The organism is Streptomyces sp. NPDC050485, assembly GCF_044458185.1.
Lineage (GTDB): Bacteria > Actinomycetota > Actinomycetes > Streptomycetales > Streptomycetaceae > Streptomyces.
The window spans coordinates 14,199-37,237 of sequence record NZ_JBITHR010000023.1; the positions used below are offsets into that span (position 1 = coordinate 14,199).

The window sequence follows — 23,039 nt, forward strand, 5'->3', positions numbered from 1 at the left end:
CAATTGCCTGAACCGGATATCTGCTTGAGAGGCACTGTAGGGCAGTTGGAGGAAATGGGCTGTTGGCCGGGGTATCCGTCATGGTGGTGGGGGTTCACGTCCCTGTCCCGGCAGTTCTCGCCGTGCAGGGGTGTATCGCGTTCTACCCCCAATCCGATGGGAGTGCGGTTTTCCATGGCCACCTTTCTGTACACCGGTTCGGGCGAGCCGGGAATCTCCCCGAGTGCCGACGGAGCGGTGGCATTCCGCCTTGACGACGAACTCCTGAGCTCGGTCGAGGAGTTGGCCGGCCGGCTCGGGGCGACGGCGCCCATGGTTGTGCGGGCGGCGTTCGCGGTGCTGCTGCAGCGGCTCGGCGGGGCCGACGGCCTGGCAATGGGACTGCCGGTCGCGGGGTGGCCAGGGCTTCCTGACGAGGGCGCGGCGGGGACGCCGTCCCTCCTTACCGATGCCTCGGCACTACCGATGGATCTGCTCAATGGAGATCCGTCATTCACCGTGCTGGTTCGCCGGATCCGGGATCAGGCAGCGAGCATGGACGACGGCTCACAGAGCCCGACCTCCGGTCTGTCCCGCCCCCTCGCCGAACGCTCCGGACAGGGCATCGTCGGCACGCTCCAGTACGCCGGCGGCCGGTTCGACCAGGAGGCGGCGGAGTCGGTCGCCGACCAGTTCGTGCGGGTCGTACGACAGGTGGTGGCCGAGCCCGGTCTGCGGGTCGGTGCGGTGGCGGTGTCGTTGGTACCGGTGGGACGGCGCGAGCTGGAGGTGTGGGAGCGGCGGTATCCGGGGCTCGTGGAGGTGTGGCCGCTGACGGCGCTCCAGGAGGGGCTGACGTTCCACGCGCTGTTGGACCACTCCTCGCGGGACGCCTATCAGATGCAGTTCGTCTTCCACCTGCGTGGACCGGTCGACGGTACGCGGATGAGGGCGGCGGGCCAGGCACTGCTGGACCGGCACGCGAATACGCGCACGGCTTTTGTGGCGGACGCCCACGGGCAGCCGGTGCAGGTGGTGGTGGGCGGTGTGGAGCTCCCGTGGCGCGAGGTGGATCTGGTGGGAGAGGCTGAGGCCGGAGCGGCGGTGGAGGCCTTCCTGGCCGAGGACTTGAGGAACCGCTTCGACGTGGCAACGCCGCCGCTGCTCCGGATGGCTCTGCTGAGGACCGGGTCCGAGCGCTTCGAACTGGTCCTGACGGCCCATCATCTATTGTTCGACGGCTGGTCGCTGCCGCTGCTGACGCGGGACCTGCTGCGGCTGTACGAGGCCCACGGGGACGCCTCCGCGCTGCCGCGGGTCCCCGAGTACCGGGACTTCCTGCTGTGGCTGTCCGGGCAGGACCGGGACGCCGCGGCCCAGGTGTGGGCCGAGGAATTGGCGGGAGTGGACGAGCCGACCCTGCTGGCTCCAGTCTTCCGGTCCGGTTCCGACGGAGCGGAGCCGGAGGCCGGAGAGGTCGCCGAGGCCGAGGTGGCCCTGACCGGGGAATCGGCAGGTGAACTCCCCAAGCGGGCAGCTGAGTTGGGCGTCACCGTGGACACCCTGGTGCAGGGCGCCTGGGCGCTGCTGCTGGGCGGGCTGACCGGTCAGAAGGACGTGGTGTTCGGCGCGACCGTACCCGGGCGTCCGGATGCGGTGCCGGGCGCGGACGCGATGGCGGGGCTCTTCGTCAACACGCTTCCGGTACGGGCGCGGCTCGCACCCACGGACACCGTGGCGGACCTGCTGCGCGGGATGCAGCAGCGGCAGGAGGCGCTCACCGGCCACTACTGCGGCCTCGTCGACATCCACCGGGCCACCGGCACGAACCTCCTGTTCGACACCCTGGTGACATCCGAGACGTACACGGTGGATCACCCGGCCGACGACGGCGCGGGCATCGAGGTCACCGGTGTCCGCCCGTTCGCCGGCACCCACTATCCGCTGACGGTGACCGTCACCGCCGAACCGCGGCTGCGGGTGGCTCTGCAGTACCAGCGTCCGCTCCTCGACCGCGAAGGCGCCGAGGCGCTCGCCGAACGGTTCGCGCGCGTCCTTCAGCAGATGGCCGCCGATCCGGACCTGCCGCTCGCCCGCATCGATCTGCTCGGGCCCGTCGAGCGGGACGAGCTGCTGAACGGGCACAACGACACCGCCGTACCAGTCGAAGCGGGCACCGTCCCCGCGCTCTTCGAGCGGCGGGCCGCCGCGACCCCGGACGAGGTGACGCTCGTGTGCGGCGACGAGTCGCTGACGTACCGCGAGCTGGACGCGCGGGCGAACCGGCTGGCGCGCGAGCTGATCCGTCGCGGGGTGGGCACGGAGACGGTGGTGGCGGTGTCGCTGCCGCGCTCGCCCGACCTCGTGGTGGCGCTGCTCGCCGTGATGAAGGCCGGGGGCACCTATCTGCCGGTGGACTCGGCGTATCCCGCCGACCGGATCGGCTACATGCTGGAGGACTCCGCCGCCCTGATGATCCTGGCGGACACCACGACCGCCCGTCAGTTGCCCCAACTCGCCACCACTGTCGTGCAGTTGGACGATCCTGAGGTCTGTGCCGCGGTGTCGCTGCTCGACGCCGCGCCGCTGGTCGACGCCGACCGGGCGGGCCCCCTGTCCGTCGCGAACGCGGCGTACGTGATCTACACCTCGGGTTCGACCGGGCGGCCGAAGGGGGTGGCCGTCACCCACTTCGGACTGGCCGACCTGGTGGAAACCCAGCGGGCGCGGCTCGGCCTGACCGCCACGAGCCGCGTGCTGCAGTTCGCCTCGCCGAGCTTCGACGTCTCGGTGTACGAGGTGTGCATGGCGCTGTTCACGGACGCCACACTGATCCTCGCCCCCCAGGACCGGCTGGCCCCCGGCCGACCGCTCATCGACACGATCGCGGCCCGGCGGGTGACCCATGTCTTCCTGCCGCCCGCGGTCCTCGGGGCGCTGCCGCCCGGCTCGCTGCCGGGCGTGACCTCCCTGGCGGTGGGCGGCGACGCGGCCACACCGGAACTCGTGACCGGGTGGTCCGAAGGCCGGGACATGGTCAACGCCTACGGACCGACCGAGACCACGGCGATCGTGACGTTCAGCGATCCGCTGATCGCCGACGGCCGCACCCCGCCCATCGGCCGCCCGATCGCCAACACCCAGATGTACGTGCTGGATGACGCGCTGCGGCCGGTGCCGGCCGGGGTGCCCGGCGAGATGTACGTGGCGGGCGCGTCGCTCGCGCGCGGCTACCTCGGCCGGCCGGGCCTGACCGCCGGACGTTTCGTCGCCTGCCCCTTCGGTGAACCCGGCCGCCGGATGTACCGCACCGGCGACGTGGTCACCTGGACGCCCGACGGCCAGCTGGTCTTCCACGGGCGCGCGGACAACCAGGTCAAGATCCGCGGATTCCGCATCGAACTCGGCGAAGTCCAGGCCGTGTTGCGCTCGCACCCCGCAGTGGCGCAGGCGGTCGTCGTCTGCGCCGAGCACGACGGCGACCGGCGTCTGGTGGGATACGTGGTGCCCGCCGAGGACCGCACCGGGCCGACCTCCGCCGAGCTGCGCGCCTTCGTGGCCGAGCGGCTGCCGGAGTACATGGTGCCGTCGGCGGTGGTGCCCCTGGCCGAGGTGCCGCTGAACCCGAACGGGAAGCTGGACCGGCGCGCGCTGCCCGCTCCCGACTACGCGGGCGGCGCCGACGGGCGGGCCCCGCGGACCGGGCGGGAGCAGACCCTGTGCGAGCTGTTCGCGGAGGTGCTCGGCGTGGAGAAGGTCGGCATCGACGACGACTTCTTCGATCTGGGCGGGCACTCGCTGCTGGTCACCCGCTTGACGAACCGGATGCGTGCGGTGCTGGGGGTGGAGGTTCCCGCCCGGATGGTGTTCGACTCGTCGACGGTGGCGCGCCTCGCGGAGTCCTTGCCGACACAAGCACGGTCGTCGCGTCCGGTGCTGCGGCGCGCCGAAGTGCGTCCGGAGCGGGTCCCGCTGTCGTACGCGCAGAGCCGCCTGTGGTTCCTGCACCGGTACGAGGGCCCTTCGGCCACCTACAACCTGTCGTACGTGCTGCCCCTTCGCGGTGAGCTGGATACGGGGGCGTTGGCGTCGGCCGTGCGGGATGTGGTGGTGCGGCACGAGAGTCTGCGGACGTTGTTCGTGGCGGACGGCCGGGGTGTTGGCGCGCAGGTGGTGGTGGCGGGCGGTGACGTCGTGCTGGAGGTGCCGGTGCGGGAGGTGGCACCGGACGCGGTGGCCGCCGCAGTGGCGGAGGAAGTCGGGTACCGGTTCGATCTCTCGACGGAGATACCGGTGCGGGCGTGTGTGCTTCGGTGCGCGGCGGACGAGCACGTACTGGTGCTCTTGATGCATCACATCGCGGCGGACGGCGAGTCGATGGCCCCGCTGGCGCGCGACCTGGGCGCGGCCTACGCGGCCCGCCTGTGCGGGGAAGCACCCGAGTGGGCCGACCTGCCGGTGCAGTACGCGGACTACACGTTGTGGCAGCGGGAGTTGCTGGGGGACGAGACGGATGCCGGCAGTGTGCTGGCAGAGCAACTGGCCTATTGGCGCGAGGAGTTGGCGGACGTTCCGCAGCCGTTGAGCCTTCCGGTGGACCGGCCGCGGCCGCCGGTGCCGAGCCACCGGGGCGACACGGTCGACTTCGTCATCGAGCCCGAACTCCTCGCCGCGGTCGAGGACGTGGCACGGGCGCAGGGGGCCACGGTGCCGATGGTGCTGCAGTCGGCGCTGGCGGTGCTGCTGCACCTCATGGGCGGCGGTGACGACGTGACGATGGGCGCGCCCATCGCGGGGCGGACCGACGAGGGGCTCGCCGATCTGGTGGGGTTCTTCGTCAATACGTGGGTGCTGCGGGCGAACGTGTCGGGGAACCCGTCGTTCGAGTCGCTCGTGCGGCAGGTGCGGGACAAGGCGGTGACCGCGTACGACCATCAGGACGTGCCCTTCGAGCGGCTCGTCGAGTCGCTCAACCCCGAACGCTCCACCGCCTACCACCCGCTGTTCCAGGTGATGTTCGCCTGGCAGAACATGGCCCACGAGGGCCTTGAACCGACCGGTCTCAAGGCCCGGTTCGTCCCCGTCCCGACCGAGACCGCCAAGTTCGACCTGCTGTTCAGCATGGTCGACGCACCCGGACGGGGCGTCTCGGGCGAGGTCGAGTACGCCACCGACCTGTTCGACCGGCGCACGGTGGAGGCCCTCGCGGCACGCTTCGTACAGGTGGTGCGGCAGGTGGCGGCCGACCCCGGGACGCGGGTCGGAGCGTTGGAGGTGCTGGAAGCGGGGGAGCGGCAGCGGCTGCTGTACGACCTCAACGACACAGTCGCGGTCACACCGGATCTGACGGTTCCCGGGCTCTTCGAGCGACAGGCACGGGCCACGCCGGACGCGGTCGCCGTCGTGTGCGGTGAAGTGACGTGGACGTACGCGGAGTTGAACGCCCGCGCGAACCGGCTCGCCCGGGAACTCGTACGACACGGCGCGGGACCGGAGCAGTTGGTGGGGCTCGCACTGCCGCGCTCGGCCGACCTGGTTGTCGGGCTGCTCGGCATCCTGAAGTCCGGCGCGGGCCATCTGCCCATCGACCCGCGCTATCCCAGCCGCCGCCTCGGCTTCGTCCTGTCCGACGCCCGCCCGCAATGCATCCTCACCGACTCCGCGACACAGGGCGTCCTGCCGCAGGACGACGGCCGGGCAGTCCGGCTGCTCCTGGACGAGCTGGACCTCGCGAGCGGCGACGGCACGGACCTGCGGGACGCCGAACGGACGGCTGCGCTGTCGCCGCAGAACCTCGCCTACGTGATGTACACCTCCGGGTCCACCGGGACCCCGAAGGGTGTCGCGATCACCCATCACGGCGTCGTGAACGGGGTACTGCGCCTCGCGCATCCCACCGGTGTCACGGCCGGGTCGCGGATCCTCGCCGGGACGTCGGTCGCCTTCGACGTCTCGGTGTTCGAGATCGTCACCGCGCTGACGGCCGGCGGCTCGGTCGAGGTGGTCCGGGACGTCCTGGAGCTCGCCGAGCGGGACAGCTGGACCGGTGCCGTGATCAGCACCGTGCCGTCCGTCTTCGGGGAACTCCTCGACTCGATCGCCGACCGCATCACGGTGGACGCCCTGGTCTTCGCGGGCGAGGCGCTGCCCGCCGCACTCGTGACGCGGGTGCGGGCGGCGCTGCCCGGCGTGCGGGTGGTCAACACCTATGGGCAGAGCGAGAGCTTCTACGCGACCGCGGCCGTGCTCCCGGAGGCGTGCGGTGACACGGGCAGCGCGCCGATCGGCAGGCCTTTGGGGAACATGCGCACCTATGTGCTGGGGCCGGGCCTCGCCCCCGTCCCGCCGGGCGTGGTCGGTGAGTTGTATGTCGCGGGTGCGGTGGGCCGGGGCTATCACGGGCGGCCCGGGCTCACCGCCGAACGATTCGTGGCGGACCCCTTCGGGCCCGCCGGGGCGCGGATGTACCGCACCGGCGATCTGGCCCGCTGGACCGGTGCGGGGCAGCTGGAGTACGCGGGCCGGGCCGACGCACAGCTGAAGATCCGCGGGCTCCGCATCGAACCCGGCGAAGTCGAGGCCGCGCTGACCGCCCACCCCGGTGTGGCACAGGCCGCGGTGGCCGTCCGCGAGGGCAGGGGAGCCGGGCGGCAGCTTGTCGGGTACCTGGTTCCCGTGCGGAACGCCGGCGTGGACGCCGACGACATCGACCTCGCCGCCGGTGTGTCGGTGGGTGAGGTGCGCCGGTTCGCGGCGGACCGTCTGCCGGAGTTCATGGTCCCGGCCGTGTTCGTGGTCCTGGACCGGCTGCCGCTGACGCCCAACGGGAAACTGGACCGGGCGGCCCTGCCCGAGCCCGAGTTCGGCGCCGACCGGTACCGGGCGCCGCAGTCTCCGACGGAAGAGATCCTGGCCGCGGTGTACGCCGAAGTGCTCGGCGTGGACCGCGTCGGCGCCGACGACGACTTCTTCACCGTGGGCGGGGACAGCATCCGCTCGATCCAGGTGGTGTCCCGGGCCCGGGCCCGCGGGGTGGAGGTCAGCCCGCGGCAGATCTTCGAGGCCCGCACGGTGGCTGCCCTCGCCCGGCTCGCCTCGGCCCGCCGGCAGCCCGCCGGGGGCGCGGTGCTCGAAGAGTTCGACGGCGGCGGAGTGGGCCGGATGCCGCTGCCGCCGATCGACCGGCAGCTGCGCGAACTCGGCGGCAGTTGGGCCGGGTTCGCCATGTCGGCCCTGGTGGAACTGCCGGACGGCATCGACGCGGCAGGGCTGACCGCCACCTTGAGCGCGGTCCTCGACCATCACGACGTACTGCGGTCACGGCTGGTGCACACCGACGACGGGGGCCTGCTGGTCGGCCCGCCGGGCTCGGTGGACACGGCGGCGCTGATCCACCGCGTCACGTGCGACGGCCGCTGGGACGCCCGGTGGCGGCAGGCCGCGGCGGCCGAACTGGACGCCGCGACCGGGCGGTTGGACCCGGACGCCGGGGTGATGGTCCAGGCCGTGTGGTTCGACCCGGCGGCGGGCGGCGGCACCGGCCGCCTCCTGCTGGTCCTGCACCACCTGGTGGTGGACGGGGTGTCCTGGCGCATCCTGCTGCCGGACCTCGCCGCCGCCTGGGCTCGGGTCCGCGCGGGCCGGCCCCCGGCCCTGCCGCAGGTGGCGACCTCGATGCGGCGCTGGATGCACGCGCTCGAAACGGAGGCGGCCGCCGAGAACAGGGCCGCCGAGCTGCCGCTGTGGAAGTCGATCCTCGACGGACCGGACCCGGTCATCGGCTCCCGGCGGCTCGACCCCGCGGTGGACCGCATGCCCACCGTGGACACCGTACGGGTGCGACTCACGGCACCGGTCACCGAAGCCCTGCTCACCACGCTGCCCGCGGCGTTCCGCTGCGGCGTCCAGGACGGCCTGCTCGCGGCCCTCGTGGTGGCCGTCGCCCGCCGCCGCGCGGTCCGCGGAACCGACGCGCCGTCCGTACTGATCGGCGTGGAGGGGCACGGCCGCGAGGAGAACGTGGTGCCCGGGGCGGACCTGTCGCGTACGGTCGGCTGGTTCACCAGCCTGTTCCCGGTGCGCCTCGACACCGCCGGGTGCGACCTCGACGAGGTGCTGTCCGGCGGACCGGCCGCCGGACGGCTGGTCAAGTCCGTCAAGGAGCAGCTCCTGGCGGTCCCGGACCACGGCATCGGCTTCGGACTGCTGCGCCACCTGAACCCGCGGGCCGCAGCCGAGCTGCGCCAGTACCCCGCACCGCAGGTCGAACTCAACTACCTCGGCCGCTTCTCCGCGGCCGACATGCCGCAGGACCTGCGCGGTCTCGGCTTCCACCAGGCCACCGACACCGTCGAAAGCGCCGTACCCGACGCCGACCTGCCCGCACCGGCCGCGCTGCACATCGAAGCGCAGGCCACCGACACCGCGCAGGGGCCGGTCCTGGAGGCGGCGTTCTCCTTCCCCACCGGTGCGCTGGCGCGCGAGGAGGCGCAGGAACTGGCGGAGCAGTGGCGCGCGGCCCTGGAAGGTCTGGCCCGGCACGCCGCCGCGCCCGGCGCGGGCGGGCTCACACCGTCGGACGTGCCGCTGGTGTCCGTGGCACAGGGCGAGATCGAGCAGTGGGAACGCGGCCACCGGGGCCTCGCCGAGGTGTGGCCGCTGACGCCCCTCCAGTCCGGCCTGGTGTTCCACGCACTGCTCGCCGACGCGTCGTTCGACGCCTACCACATGCAGTTGGTGTTCCATCTGCGCGGGCGGGTGGACCCGCGGCGGATGCGCACGGCCGGACAGGCCCTCCTCGACCGGTACGCCAACTTGCGGGCGGCCTTCGTGCCCGGCGCGACCGGGGATCCGGTGCAGCTGGTGGCCCAGGACGTGGAGCTGCCGTGGCGGCACATCGACGCACGAGATCTGGACGAGGCCGGGCGCGGTGCGGCCGTCGAGCGGTACCTGGCGGAGGACTTGAAGAACCGCTTCGACCCGGCCGTGCCGCCGCTACTGCGGATGGGCCTGGTGAGCCTGGACGCGGACCGCTGCGAACTCGTCCTCACGGCGCATCACCTCCTGTTCGACGGCTGGTCGTTCCCGCTGATCATCCAGGACCTGCTGCGGCTCTACGGCTCCGCCGGGGACGCATCCGCGCTGCCGCGGGCCCCCGAATACCGGGACTTCCTGCGCTGGCTGACCCAGCAGGACCAGGAAGCGACCGCTCGCGCCTGGGCCGAGGAACTCGACGGCGTGGACGGGCCGACCCTGCTGGTGGCCCCCGGCAGTGCCGCACCCGAGCAGCCCGATGCGGAGGACGCCCGTTACGGCCAGGTCGAGGTGCCGCTGCCCGCGGACACGGCCCGGGAGCTGTCCCGGCGGGCCGCTGAGCTCGGCGTCACCCTCAACACCTTGGTGCAGGGTGCCTGGGCGGTGCTGCTCGCCGGCCTCACCGGAAGGCAGGACGTGGTGTTCGGAGCCACGGTGTCCGGTCGCCCGGCCGCGCTGCCCGACGTGGACACGATGGTCGGTCTCTTCGCCAACACCCTTCCGGTACGGGTGCGATGCGCCCCCGACGCCCCCTTCGCCCGGCTCCTCACCGAACTGCAGCACCGCCAGGCCGTGCTCCTCGACCACCACCACTACGGCCTGACCGGCATGCACCGGACCACCGGGACGAGCGTCCTGTTCGACACCCTTGTGGCGTTCGACTCCTACCCCGTGGACCGGCTCGGCCTCAGCGAGGCACACGACGCCGCGGGCATCACCGTCACCGGTCTGCGCCCGCTGTCCACCACGCACTACGCGCTGACCGTGAACGCCGCAGTGGACCCTCACCTACGACTGACGCTGCAGCACCAGCCGAACGTACTCGACCGTGCGAGGGTCCAGCGGATCGCGGACCGGCTCCAGCGAGTGCTCGCACAACTCGCCGCGAATCCCCACCAGTTGGCGGGGCAGGTGGCCGTCCTGGAGGCGGACGAGCGGGAGTTGGTGCTGCACGGCTTCAACGACACCGCGGCTCACACCCCCGATGTGACGATCCCCTGCCTCATCGAGCAGCAGGTGGAGCGCACCCCGCAGGCGGTCGCCGTCGAGCACGGCGATGTCACCTTGACCTATCGGGAGCTGGACGCGCGCAGCAACCGGCTCGCCCGCGAACTGATCGCCCGAGGAGTCGGCCCGGAGACCGTCGTGGGTCTGTCGCTGCCGCGATCGGCGGACCTGGTGGTCGCACTGCTCGCCGTCCTCAAGGCGGGCGGCGCCTACCTGCCGATCGACCCGCGCTACCCGAGCGCGCGCCTGGCGCACATCCTGGCCGATGCCCGCCCGGTGCTTCTGCTCACCGAAGCCGAGACCGTCGACAGGCTGCCGAGGTCGGGTGTTGCGCACCTTCTGCTCGACGAGCTGAGGTGGACGGACGGCGACGACCGGCGGCCCGAGGTCGCTCTGCGGTGCGACAACGCGGCGTACGTGATGTACACCTCCGGCTCGGCCGGCGTCCCCAAGGGCGTCGCGGTCACCCACGCCAACGTCGTCAACGGCGTGCTCCGGCTCGCCGAGCGCACCGGCATCACGGAGGGCACCCGCACGCTGGCGGGCACGTCGATCAACTTCGACGTCTCCGTGTTCGAGACGGTCACCACCCTCGCCCACGGCGGCACCGTGGAGGTCGCCCGCGACGTGCTCGCCATCGGCGAGCGCGGCGGCTGGAGCGGCGGCGTCGTATCCACCGTGCCCTCGGTCTTCGCCGAGGTGCTCGACCAGGCCGGCGGCCGTCTCGCCGCGGACACGGTCGTGTTCGCCGGTGAGGCGCTGCCCACGTCCCTGGTGCGGCGGGTGCGCGACAGCATCCCCGGCATCCGCGTCGTCAACGCATACGGCCAGACGGAGTCGTTCTACGCCACCGCCCACACCCTCGAACCCGGTGACGAGCCCGCGGGCAGTGCGCCGATCGGCTCGCCACTCGGCAACATGCGCGCCTACGTCCTCGGCTCGGGCCTCCAGCCGGTTCCGGTCGGCGTCGTCGGCGAGCTGTACGTCGCGGGCAATGTCAGCCGCGGATACCACGGGCGTCCGGGGCTGACGGCCGAGCGGTTCGTGGCCGACCCGTTCGCTCACCAGCGGGGCGCGCGCATGTACCGCACCGGCGACCTGGCGCGCTGGAATGACCAGGGGCAGCTGGAGTACGTCGGCCGCGGCGACTCCCAGCTGAAGAACCGCGGCTTCCGTATCGAGCCCGGCGAGATCGAGGCGGCCCTGACGGCCCACCCGGGTGTCGCCAAGGCCGTGGTACTGGCCCATGACGCCCACGGCTCACGCAGGTTGGCCGCCTACGTGGTGCCCGTCGAGACCGGCACCGACCCGGCCCCGGCAGAGCTGCGTGCCTTCCTCGCCGAGCGGCTGCCGGAGTACATGGTTCCCACCGCATTCGTCGCCCTCGACCGCCTCCCGCTCGCCCCCAACGGCAAGCTCGACCGCGAGGCCCTACCGGCCCCCGAGCTGACCAGCAGCATCCCCTACCGGGCCCCGCGGGCGGGGCGGGAGCAGGTCCTGTGCGAGCTGTTCGGGGAGGTCCTGGGAGTGGAGAAGGTCGGCATCGACGACGATTTCTTCGATCTGGGCGGGCATTCGCTGCTGGTCACGCGGTTGGTGAACCGGGTGCGTGCGGTGCTGGGGGTGGAGGTTCCGGTCCGGGTGGTGTTCGACTCGCCGACGGTGGCACGGCTCGCGGAGTCCTTGCCGATGGAGGTGCGGTCGTCGCGTCCGGCGCTGCGGCGGGCGGAGGTGCGCCCGGAGCGGGTGCCGCTGTCGTACGCGCAGAGCAGGCTGAAGTTCCTCGACGAGATGGAGCCGCTGGCGACGTATCACCTTCCGTTCGTGGTGCGTCTGAACGGTGAGCTGGATATGGGGGCGTTGGCGTCGGCCGTGCGGGATGTGGTGGTGCGGCACGAGAGTCTACGGACGTTGTTCGTGGCGGACGGCCGGGGTGTTGGCGCGCAGGTGGTGGTGGCGGACGGTGACGTCGTGCTGGAGGTGCCGGTGCGGGAGGTGGCACCGGATGCGGTGACCGCCGCGGTCTCCCAAGAGGTGGCCCGCCGGTTCGACCTGTCGGCGGAGATACCGGTGCGGGCATGTGTGTTCCGATGCGGGATCGACGAGCACGTACTGGTGCTGCTGATGCATCACATCGCGGCGGACGGTGAGTCGATGGCTCCGCTGGTCCGGGACCTGGGCACGGCGTACGCGGCACGCCGGAGGGGCGATGCACCGCAGTGGGAGACCGAACTTCCGGTGCAGTACGCGGACTATGCGCTGTGGCAGCGGAGGCTGCTGGGAGACGAAGGAGACCCCGAAAGCCTGCTGGCGGCACAACTGGCGTACTGGCATGAGGAGTTGGCGGATGTCCCGCAGCCGTTGAGTCTTCCGGTGGACCGGCCGCGGCCGCCGGTGCCGAGCCATCGCGGCGACACGGTCGACTTCACCGTGGACCAGGACGTCCGCGAAGCGGTCGAGGAGTTGGCGAGAGCGCACGGCGCCACCGTGCCGATGGTGCTGCAGTCGGCGCTGGCGGTGCTGCTGCACCTCATGGGCGGCGGTGACGACGTGACCATGGGGTCGTCCATCGCCGGGCGCACGGATGAAGCCCTGGGGGACCTGGTGGGGTTCTTCGTCAATACGTGGGTGCTGCGGGCGAATGTGTCGGGGAACCCGTCGTTCGAGTCGCTCGTGCGGCAGGTGCGGGACAAGGCCGTGAACGCGTACGACCATCAGGACGTGCCCTTCGAGCGGCTCGTCGAGTCGCTCAACCCCGAACGCTCCACCGCCTACCACCCGCTGTTCCAGGTGGCGTTCTCCTGGCAGCAGGGCACGGGCGGCCTCGAACTGCCGGGCCTGACGGCCACCCCCGAGCCGATCGTGACCGGGACCGCGAAGTTCGACCTGCTCGTCCAGGTCGAGGACACCTCGCAGCCGGGTCTCTCGGGACTCGTCGAGTACGCCACCGACCTGTTCGACCGGAGCACGGCAGAGGCCATCGCGGACCGATTCGTCGGCCTCGTAAGGGAATTGACGGCCGATCCGCACGCACGGCTCGACACCATCGGCGCCCTGACACACGCCGAGCGGGACCTGCTGCTCCATGAGGTCAACGACACGGCAGTGCCCACGCCCGAGGTGACGGTCGCCGCACTCTTCGAGCAGCGGGCGGCGGTCCTGCCGGACGCCATCGCGGTAGTGAGCGGCGAGGAGTCGCTGACCTACCGGGAACTGAACACGCGCGCCAACCGGCTCGCCCGCGAACTGCTCCGGCGCGGGGTCGGCCCGGAATCGGCCGTGGCCGTGGCCGTGCCCCGGTCGTCGGCGTACGTGGTCGCGGTCCTCGCCGTCCTGAAGGCCGGCGGCGCATACGTCCCGCTGGCCCACGACCACCCGGCGGAGCGCCTGGAGTTCATGCTCCGCGACGCGCGCCCGGCGCTGCTCGTGACCACCACGGCGGTCGCCGCAGACGTGCCCGAAGGCGCCTGCCCCCGGATGCTCGTCGACGACCCGGGCACAGCCGCCGCCATATCCGCCGGGTCGGGCGAGAACCTGCCCGATGCCGGGAGGCCGGACCGGTTGGCGTACGTCATCTACACCTCGGGTTCGACAGGGACACCCAAGGGCGCCGGGGTGAGTCACCGCGCCGTGGTGGACCTCGCCGCGGACCGCGGCTGGGCCGGTGGCGCCCAGGAGCGGGTCCTGATGCACTCGGCGCCGACGTTCGACATCTCGGGCTACGAGATGTGGGTGCCGCTCCTGAACGGCGGCCGGGTCGTGGTGGCGCCGCCGGGAAGGCTGGATGTCGACGCGCTCGCCACGGTCATGGCAGAGCAGCAGGTGACCGCGCTGTGCATGTCCGCAGGGCTGTTTGCCGTGATCGCCGACGAGCGCCCGGAGAGCTTCGCCGGCGTGCGAGAGGTGCTGACCGGCGGCGAACCGGTGCCCCCGGAGGCGGTGGCCCGGGTCCTTCGGGCCTGCCCGGGCATCACGGTGGTCAACGCGTACGGGCCGACGGAGGCAACAGTGTTCGCCACCTGTCACCGGATCACGGCCGCCGACCGGGTCGGCGCCGCGGTCCCGGTGGGGCGGCCGCTGGACAACACACGCGTCTACGTCCTGGACGACCGGCTTCGGCCCGTTCCGCCCGGGGTGGAGGGCGAGTTGTACCTCGCCGGCCCGGGGCTGGCGAGGGGCTATGCGCACCGGCCGGGGCTGACCGCGCAGCGGTTCGTGGCCTGCCCCTTCGGCGGTGCCGGTGAACGCATGTACCGGACCGGGGACGTGGTGGCGTGGACGAAGGAGGGTGAGCTGGTGTTCAAGTCGCGCGCCGACGACCAGGTCAAGATCCGGGGGTTCCGGGTCGAGCCCGGCGAGGTGGAGGCGGCCCTGATGACGCACCCGGGGGTGGCCCGGGCGGCGGTGATCGCCCGAGAGAGTCCGGGCGGCGCCGGAGGGCAGCAACTGGTGGCATACGTGGTCCCGGCCGACGGCCTCGACGGCTCGGCGGCCTCCGGGGCCGAGGAACTGCGCGGGCACCTGGAGCGCAGCCTGCCGCAGTACATGGTGCCGTCCCTCTTCGTGCCGCTCGATGCCCTGCCGCTCACCCGGCACGGCAAGGTGGACCGCCGCTCCCTGCCGAATCCCCGCACTCCCGAGACCCGGCCCGCGGCCGCCGTGATCCGGCCGCGCACGGCCACCGAACGCGCGGTCGCCGCGATCTGGTCGGAGCTCCTCGACCGGGACGAGATCGGCGTGCACGAGAAGTTCTTCGACATCGGAGGGACCTCTCTCTCGCTCCTCGCGCTGGGCAACCGACTAGCCGAACTGGATCTGAACGAGGTGCCGTTGAGCGCGCTCTTCGAGCACACCACGGTCGAGGCGATGGCCCGCCTCCTCGACGACCGACCCGCCCGTGAAACCACTGACGAAATGGGGTTTGAACTATGACGCATCCGAGCCAGTCCGACCGGGAGGCCGTGGCGATCATCGGGGTGGCCGTGGCCCTGCCCGACGCCGACGACCTCGATGCCCTGCACCAGAGCCTGCTCGACGGGCGGACCAGCGTACGGGCGCCCGGCAAGGAGCGGGTGCACTACGCCGGGGCGCCCACGGACGTCGACTACCTGCACATGGGCTACCTCAAGCGGATCGACCTGTTCGACCACCGGTTCTTCGGACTCTCCCTGCACGAGGCAGAGTTGATGGACCCGCACCAGCGCATGGCCGCCCAGCTCGCCCACCAGGCGATCGAGAACGCCTGCTACGCACCCCGGGACCTGAAGGGGTCCAACACCGCGGTCTTCCTCAGCGCGCCCGAACCCCACTACGCGAGCCTGTACACCGACGAGGACCCGCAGCAGATCCTCGGCTCGCACCCCTCCGCGGTGGCCGCGCGCGTCGCCTACCTCTTCGACCTGACCGGTCCCACACTCGTCCTGGACACCGCGTGCAGCAGCAGCCTCACCGCGATCGCGGTCGCGGTGGAAAACCTGCGCAGCGGCCGGGCGGACCTGGCACTCGCGGGCGGGCTCAGCCTCTACCCGGTCATGGTGCCCGAACGCGACCGCACGCCCGTGCCGGGCCTGGAGTCGCCCGAGGGGGTGTGCCGCCCCTTCGACGCGGGAGCGGACGGCTCCACCGGCGGTGAGGGCGGCGGGCTCGTCCTCCTCAAGCGGCTGTCCGACGCGCTCGCCGACGGAGACCACATTCACGGCGTACTGCGTGGAATAGCCGTCAACCACAACGGATTCCGTGCCACGAGCATGAGCGCGCCGAGCGCCCGCGGACAGGCCGAGGTGATCGTCGAGGCCTGGCGGCAGGCCGGCCCGGGACCGCTCGACTACATCGAGGCCCATGGTTCGGGCACCCGGCTCGGCGACGTCATCGAGGCCGAGGGGCTGCGGCAGGCCTTCGCCGAGGCGGGCCGGATCGAGCCGTGCGGGATCAGCGGAATCAAGGGCAACATCGGGCACCTCAACCATGCCGCCGGAGTCGCGGGCCTCCTCAAGGTCCTCGCCGGGCTGCGGCACGGCACCAGGTACCCGAACCCCAACTTCGTGACACCCAACCCGCTGATCGACTTCACCGGCCCGGTCCAGGTCGACGCGCAGGCCACGGCCTGGGAGCAGACGGAGGGCGGCACGCGCCGGGCGGGCCTGAGCTCCTTCGGCCTGACCGGAACCAACGTGCACGCCGTCGTGGAGGAGCCGCCCGTCGTGGCCCCGGCCCCGGCTGCGGACGAACCGGCGGCCGAGCTGGTCACCCTCTCCGCGAAGTCGCCCCGGGCGCTCGAAGCGTACGCGCAGCGCGTCGCCGACTTCCTCGACCGGACCGATCACCAACTGCCCGCCCTGGCCCATGCGTTGAACCGCGGGCGCGACGACCACCCGTACCGCTGGGCGGGCACCGCGCGCGACAACCAGGAGCTGGCCGACCTGCTGCGCGCGGCCCGCATGGGCGAGCGGGAGCCGTCGGCGGCGGCGCCCGTGGTGCTGCTCTTCTCCGGCGACGGCGAGCTGGGCGAGGAGACCTGGGCCGGCCTGTGCGCGGCCTTCCCCGAGCTGTCCGACGCCGACGGCACGAGCGACAGCTCCCCCGGCGCCCGCCAGCTCGCCCGGCAGCACGCGGCCTACCGGCTGGCGCGCTCGTTCGGCCTGAGCGAGTCCCGCCTGGTCGGCTCCGGCATCGGCAACCTCGTGGTGCGGACCGTCCAGGACCCGGCGACGGCCGCGCAGTCCCGGCAGAAGGCGGTGGACGCCCCGATCACCAGCCAGGTCGACGAGGCCGGGCTGCGCCGCGCGGTGCGCAGCCTCGCCGAAGAGGGCGCCGTCCTGGTCGAGCTGGCCGCGGACGGCACGCTGTCGAGGGAGATCTCCAGGATCGCCCCGGAGCTCCCGGTCGTACGTCTCTTCGCGGAGCCCTCACAGGAAGGTGTGCTCGGCGCGCTCGCCACGCTCTACTCGCTCGGCGCGGACCTCGACTGGAGCCAGTACTACGCCGGAGCCGAAGTGCGCCGCATCGAGCTGCCGACCTACCCGTTCGACGCCGACGAGGTGTCCTGCTGGTGCCGGCCACCGGGCGCCCCGCTTCCGGCGACGCGGCCCTCCGGTGCGGCGGCCCATCAGTCCACGGCATCGCACCGAGCCGAACAGGGCGACACGGAAGGGAAGTTGGCCGAAATCTGGACGAGCGTCCTCAAGGCCCAGGAGGTCGGACCGGACTCCAACTACTTCGATCTCGGCGGCACGTCCATCGCGGGCATCACGGTGCTGCGGCGGGCCCAGGAGGACTTCGGCGTCCACCTCACCTTCTCCGACCTGCACCAGCACCCCACACTGCGCGCACTGGCCACGCGGGTCGACGTCCTGCGCGCGGCCGGTACCGACCGGGACGACTGGACGATCACCCCGATACCGCGCCCGGGCCGGCTGCCGCTCTCGTTCAACCAGGAACAGCTGTGGTACCTGGACCGGCTGAAACCGGGAACCCCCCTCTACAACATCCCCGTCAACCTGCGCTACGTCGGCGACTTCGACCTCGACGCGTACCGGGGCGCGCTGCGTGACGTGCTGGGCCGGCACGAGGTCCTGCGCACCCGCATCCTGGACGAGGACGGCAGGCCCTACGCGCTCGCCGACCTGCCCGAGCCGCAGCTGGCCTTCCGCGACCTCGCGGCGCTGCCGGACACGGAGCGCTTCGCGGAGCTGTCGCGGGTGATGACCGCGGAGGCGACGGCCCCCTTCGACCTCGGGCGGGGCCCGCTGTTCCGCACCGTGGTGGTCAAGATCGGCGATCGGGACCACGTGGTCCTGCACACCTGGCACCACATCGCCTTCGACGGCTGGACACCCGCCGTCTTCTTCCGCGAGCTCTCCGCCTGCTACACGGCCCGCCGCACCGGAGGCACCGCCGATCTGCCCGAACTGCCCATCCAGTACGCGGACTTCGCGGCCTGGCAGCGCCAGTGGCTGGACGCCGAGCGCACGGAGCGCGGCCTGGAGTTCTGGCGCGAGCAGCTGCGCGACCTGGACATCCCCGAGATGCCGATCGACCACCCGCGCCCGGCCGCGCAGTCCTTCCGGGGCGACTCCGTGAAATTCGGGCTCGACCCGGAACTCGCCCGGCAGCTGCGCGCCTTCAGCGTGCGCGAGAGCACCACGAGCTTCGTCACCATGCTCGCTGTGATCGACGCGGTCCTGCACCTGTGGGCGGGCCACCAGGACGTCGTGGTGGGTGCCGCGACCACGGGCCGGTTCAACCCCTCCACACACGACCTGATCGGCTACTTCAACAACCTGCTGCCGTTCCGTACGAAGGTCGACCCGGGGCTCAGCTTCCGCGAGCTGGTGGCCCGGTGCGCGACCACCGCCACCGGGGTGCTCGACCACGAGGAGATCCCGTTCGCGAAGATCGTCGCCGACACGGACCACCGCGACCCCTCGCGGCACCCGGTGTTCACGGTCTGCTACACCCACCAGAACACCGCCACCGCCTCTCTCGACCTGGCGGGCCTGACGACCGAGAGCGTCGGTGAAGAGCTCTCCGGGATCTCCGGCGTCGCCCCGGGCACCTCCAAGTTCGACCTCACCTTCGGCCTGTACGACCAGGACGGCGGCCCGATGGACGGCTACCTGGAGTACGCGGTCGACCTGTTCGAGCCCGCCACCGCACGCCACTTGGTCGATCTCTTCCAGACCGTCGCCGCCGCCGCGATGAGCGAACCCGACCGGCCCCTTGAGGAACTCGTCCAGGGCCGCGGTGAGCCGGTCGTCGTCGACCGCGAGCCGGCGGTGCTGGCCGGCCCGCGGCGGGACTGGCCCGAAGACCGTCTGGTGAGCGAGGTCTTCCAGGAGCACGCCGCGCAGCGCCCGGACGCGATCGCCGTCGTCGACGGCGCGGGCGAGCACACGTACCGGGAGATCGACCGGAGGTCGAGCCGGGTGGCGCGAAGGCTCGTCGAGCACGGTGTCGGACCGGACAGCGTCGTCCCGGTGCTCGCAGGGCGCGGCGCCGACCTGGTGGTCGGCTGGCTGGGCGTCCAGAAGGCGGGCGGCGCCTTCGCGACGATCGACCCGGCGGTGCCGGAGCAGCGGGTCCGGAGCATCCTCGCCGGGCTCACCGTCCCCGTGACGCTCATCGGGGCGGGCGCGGGCGCGGTGGCCGACGGCGGCGCGGGCCCGGTCGTGCGCATCGCCGACGCGGACGCCGATGGCGACGCCGGCCAGGGCAGGGGCGCCGACGCCGCGCTGCCGCAGCGGGCCGGCGCGGCCAACATGGCGTACGTCTCGCACACGTCGGGCTCGACCGGGCACCCGCTCGGCTGCGAGATCGAGCACCGCAGCCTGATCAACCTGCTGCACTGGTGGGGCGAGGAGACGGGGCTCGGCGCCGAGGACCGCATCGCGCAGCTGGCCGCCCCCGGTTTCGACCTGGCCGTGCTCGAAGTCATGTCGGCCCTCTACTACGGCGCGACTCTGTGCTTCGTACAGGACACCCTGCAGACTCCGGAGAAGCTCCTCTCAGAGCTGGCCGCGCACCGGATCACCGTGGCGGGCATGCCGACGCCACTCGCCGAGCTGGTGCTCTCCGACTTCCCCGACGTGCCCGGCCTCGTCCTGAGGTCGCTGCTCACGGGCGGCGATCTGCTCCGGGTGCGGCCGCCCAGGGAGGCGCCGTTCGCGCTGATCAACGTCTACGGACCGACGGAGTGCGTGGTCTGCGCCACCGCGGGCCGGGTGTCCGAGGCCGAGTCGGGCTCCGACCTGCTCCCCGACATCGGGCGACCGCTCCCGAACGCGCAGGTGTACCTGCTGGACCGGCAGGGCCGGCCGGTGGCGCGCGGCGAGCGGGGCGAGGTCTACCTCGGAGGGGTCAACGTCGGCCGCGGCTACCACGGCAGGCCGGGCCTGACCGCGACCCGGTTCGTCGCCGACCCGTTCTCGGACGAGCCCGGTGCCCGCATGTACCGCACCGGCGACCTGGCCCTGGTCCGCCGCGACGGCACCCTCGAATTCCAGGGGCGCGCCGACGACCAGCTCGAACTGCGCGGCCACCGGGTGGAGCCCGCCGAGATCGAGCAGACCCTCATGCGGCATCCACAGGTACGGGAGGCGCTCGTTCTCGCCGAGCAGCAGCCCTCCGGCGCCCCGCTCTTGGTGGCCCACGTCTCCGGCGAACAGCTCCCGGACGAGGCCGAGTTGACCGCGTGGGTGGCCCGTGAACTCCCCGCCTACATGGTCCCCGGCCGTGTGCTGCGCCATGACGATCTGCCCAAGACGAGCAACGGAAAGCTCGACCGCAACAGGATGAAGGAGACCGAGATGTCCGAGCGCGACACCATGAGCGAGTTGACGGCGGTGACGACGGCCGTGACGTCAGGCGCTGTTGTCGACGAAGCCGGGCGGGACGCCGAACGCGTCCTCGGCGAGATCTGGGCCGATCTGCTCGGCGTCGCGAAGGTGGCGCCGGGCGACAACTTCTTCCAGATCGGCGGCGACTCGCTGCTGAGCGTGGGCATCGCCTCGCGCGCCGAACGGGCCGGGCTGCGCATCACCCCGCACGACGTGCTGAGCCACCCGACCCTGCGCGGGCTCGCCGCCGTCGCGGCCAAGGCCCCCGTCGCAGCGCCGGAACCCCTCGCGGCCGCCGTCCCGGCACCCCTGCTGGAGCCGGTACCGCCGAGCCCGCTGGTGCAGGCCATGCTCGCCAAGTCCGGCAACGCCGCACGGGACTTCATCCGGCCCATGATCCTGGAGACGGCCCAGGGCATCCGGGCCGACGTGGTGCGCGCGGCGTTCGAGCGTCTGGTCGAGATCCAGGAGCCGCTGCGCTACCGGTTCCGCCACAACAGCCTCGGCTGGCGCATCGAGTGCGCCGAGCGCGAGAACGCCCCGTTCGTGGACACCAGGGTGCTGCCGCCGCTCGACGAGGAGCAGCTCCAGGCCCATCTGGCGGCCGACCTGGACGAACTCCTGGAGGACATCGACCTCGGCCGGGGCCCGGTGCTGCGGGCCAGGTTCTACGACCGCGGCGGCGACCTGCCCGGCGTGATCCTCTTCGTGATCCACCACTTCGTCTACGACGCCCTGTCGTTCGTCCCGCTGATCGAGGACTTGAACGCCGGGTTCGGGGGCCACGCCCCGGCCGTCACGCGCCGGGCCGCCTGGCGGGAGTGGACGCAGCAGCTGCGCGCGATGTCCGCGTCCGACGAGGTGGCCGGTGAACTCCCTTACTGGAAGGGGATCCTGAGCGCGGGGGCCGGGATGGAGCCGGTGCCCGAGAACGGCACGGCCGGCGCGCCGCCGAGCCTCGTACGCCGTACCGTGGCCGGCCGCCCCGCGCCCCAGTTGTCCGACAGCGGCCCCTCCGGACAGCAGGCCGCGATGGCCGCGGTGGCCGTGGCCTGGTCCCGGTGGCGCGGCACCCCCGACGCCTACCTGAGCACCCTGGGCATGGGGGCCGCGCCGAACGCGCTGTGGCACGGTGACCGGAGCGCGTCCTTCGGCTGGTTCACCCACCTGTTCCCGACCTTCCTCAAGGTCGCGGCCGGGGCCGAAGTCGCCGAGATCCTGCCGGCCGCCGGTGCGGCGCTCTCCGTTCCCAACGACGGCATCGGGTACGGGGTCCTGCGCCACCTCAGCCCGCAGACCCCCGAGGTGGAGCGGCTGCGCACGCTGCCGGAGCCGCCGGTGATCGTGGAACACCTGGCCAACGCCAACAACGGGCTCGCCAAGCTGAGCGGCGATTCGGTCCGGATGCGGTCGATGGCCCTGTCGGTCCTGCCGGACTCGCTGCTCGCCCAGGTGCCGATCGTGGTCGAGAGCCACGTCATCGACGGGGTGCTCGAACTCGGTGTGGTCTCCCGCGGCTCGGTGGCCGACGCCGACATGGAGGCCTTCGCCGACCACCTGGTCGAGGCGTTCTCCGAGCTCGCCGCCGCACAGAACGCGGACGGGGTGCGCTGAATGGCGCCGACGACGGCCCTGAGGGCCATGGCCTTCCACCAGCCGGAGGGCGTGCTGCCCGTCGCGGAGCTGCCGGGCCTCGACCGACTCGGCGAGGGCGAGCGGGCGAGCTGCGCCCAGCTGGGCATCGACGAGGTCCGCGCGGACGACTCGCTGTCCGCGTTCGACCTCGCGGCCGCTGCCGCCCGGCGGGCCCTGGCGGAAGCCGGACTCTCCGCGGCCGAGCTCGGCGCGCTGATCCTGGTCGACGCCCGGGCACCGGAGACGCTGATGAGCTCCTCGGCCACCCGGCTCCAGGCCCTGCTGGGGGCGGAGGGAGCGGTGACGTTCTCGGTGGGCGGCCTCGGCTGCGTTTCCCTCACCCCGGCACTGCTCGCGGCCCGCGGACTGCTCGCCGCCGACGGGGACCTGGACAACGTCCTGGTCGTACACGGCAGCAAGCCGCCCACGCCGCTGCGCTACCGGCACCCGGTGACGGTCAGTGGCGACGGCGGTGCGGCTGCGGTGATCTCCCGCAGTGGACCGGTCCGGATCCTCGACATACTCCAGGAGACCAACGGCGACTACTGGGACCTCTTCCACGTCGACTTCAGGGACCGGCCGACCGACCAGTGGCGGGAGGAGTGCCGCTCCATCCCCGACTACTCCTTCCGCCTCGCCGTGGAAACCCGCAACCGCCTGCGCGCGCTGCACCGGCGCCTCCTCGAACGCAACGGCCTGGAACAGCAGGACATTTCCTGTTACCTCAGCCACAACCTGTCCGCCGGTGCCTTCCGGTTCACCGAGGAGGCGCTCGACATCAAGATCAGTACGAGCTGCTTCGACAACCTCCGGCAGTACGGGCACCTCGGCCCGAACGACGTCCTGCTGAACCTCCACACGGAGCTCGAACGCGGCGGCCTCGGCGACGGACAGCGCGCGGTGCTGCTCAGCGCGAGCCCGGCCGCCGCGTGGAGCCTGCTGCTCGTGGAGATCGGCGACGGCGCCGCGACCCACTATTTGTGACGAACACCAGACAGGAGACCTCGGACGAACATGGATCGGCCCCGCACCCGGACGGTGCGGGGCCGA

General features: G+C 72.2%; 3 protein-coding genes. All 3 read left to right on the top strand.

Features of this window, described 5'->3' with window-relative positions:
• Positions 1–174 precede the first annotated feature (174 nt).
• Genes ACIBK6_RS33440 through ACIBK6_RS33450 form a run of 3 tightly spaced genes read left to right on the top strand, consistent with a single transcriptional unit; the run spans position 175 to position 22,973 of the window.
• On the top strand, positions 175–14,952 hold the full coding sequence (locus tag ACIBK6_RS33440; RefSeq protein ID WP_399055711.1) for an amino acid adenylation domain-containing protein: 14,778 nt from the start codon (positions 175–177) through the stop codon (positions 14,950–14,952).
• Positions 14,949–21,968: an amino acid adenylation domain-containing protein gene (locus ACIBK6_RS33445; RefSeq protein ID WP_399055713.1), complete on the top strand. Its 7,020-nt coding sequence runs from the start codon at positions 14,949–14,951 to the stop codon at positions 21,966–21,968. Before ACIBK6_RS33440 ends, ACIBK6_RS33445 begins: the two co-directional genes overlap by 4 nt.
• The gene (locus ACIBK6_RS33450) at positions 21,969–22,973 is read left to right on the top strand and encodes a 3-oxoacyl-[acyl-carrier-protein] synthase III C-terminal domain-containing protein (protein WP_399055715.1); all 1,005 of its coding nucleotides are present in this window, start codon (positions 21,969–21,971) and stop codon (positions 22,971–22,973) included.
• Positions 22,974–23,039 lie beyond the last annotated feature (66 nt).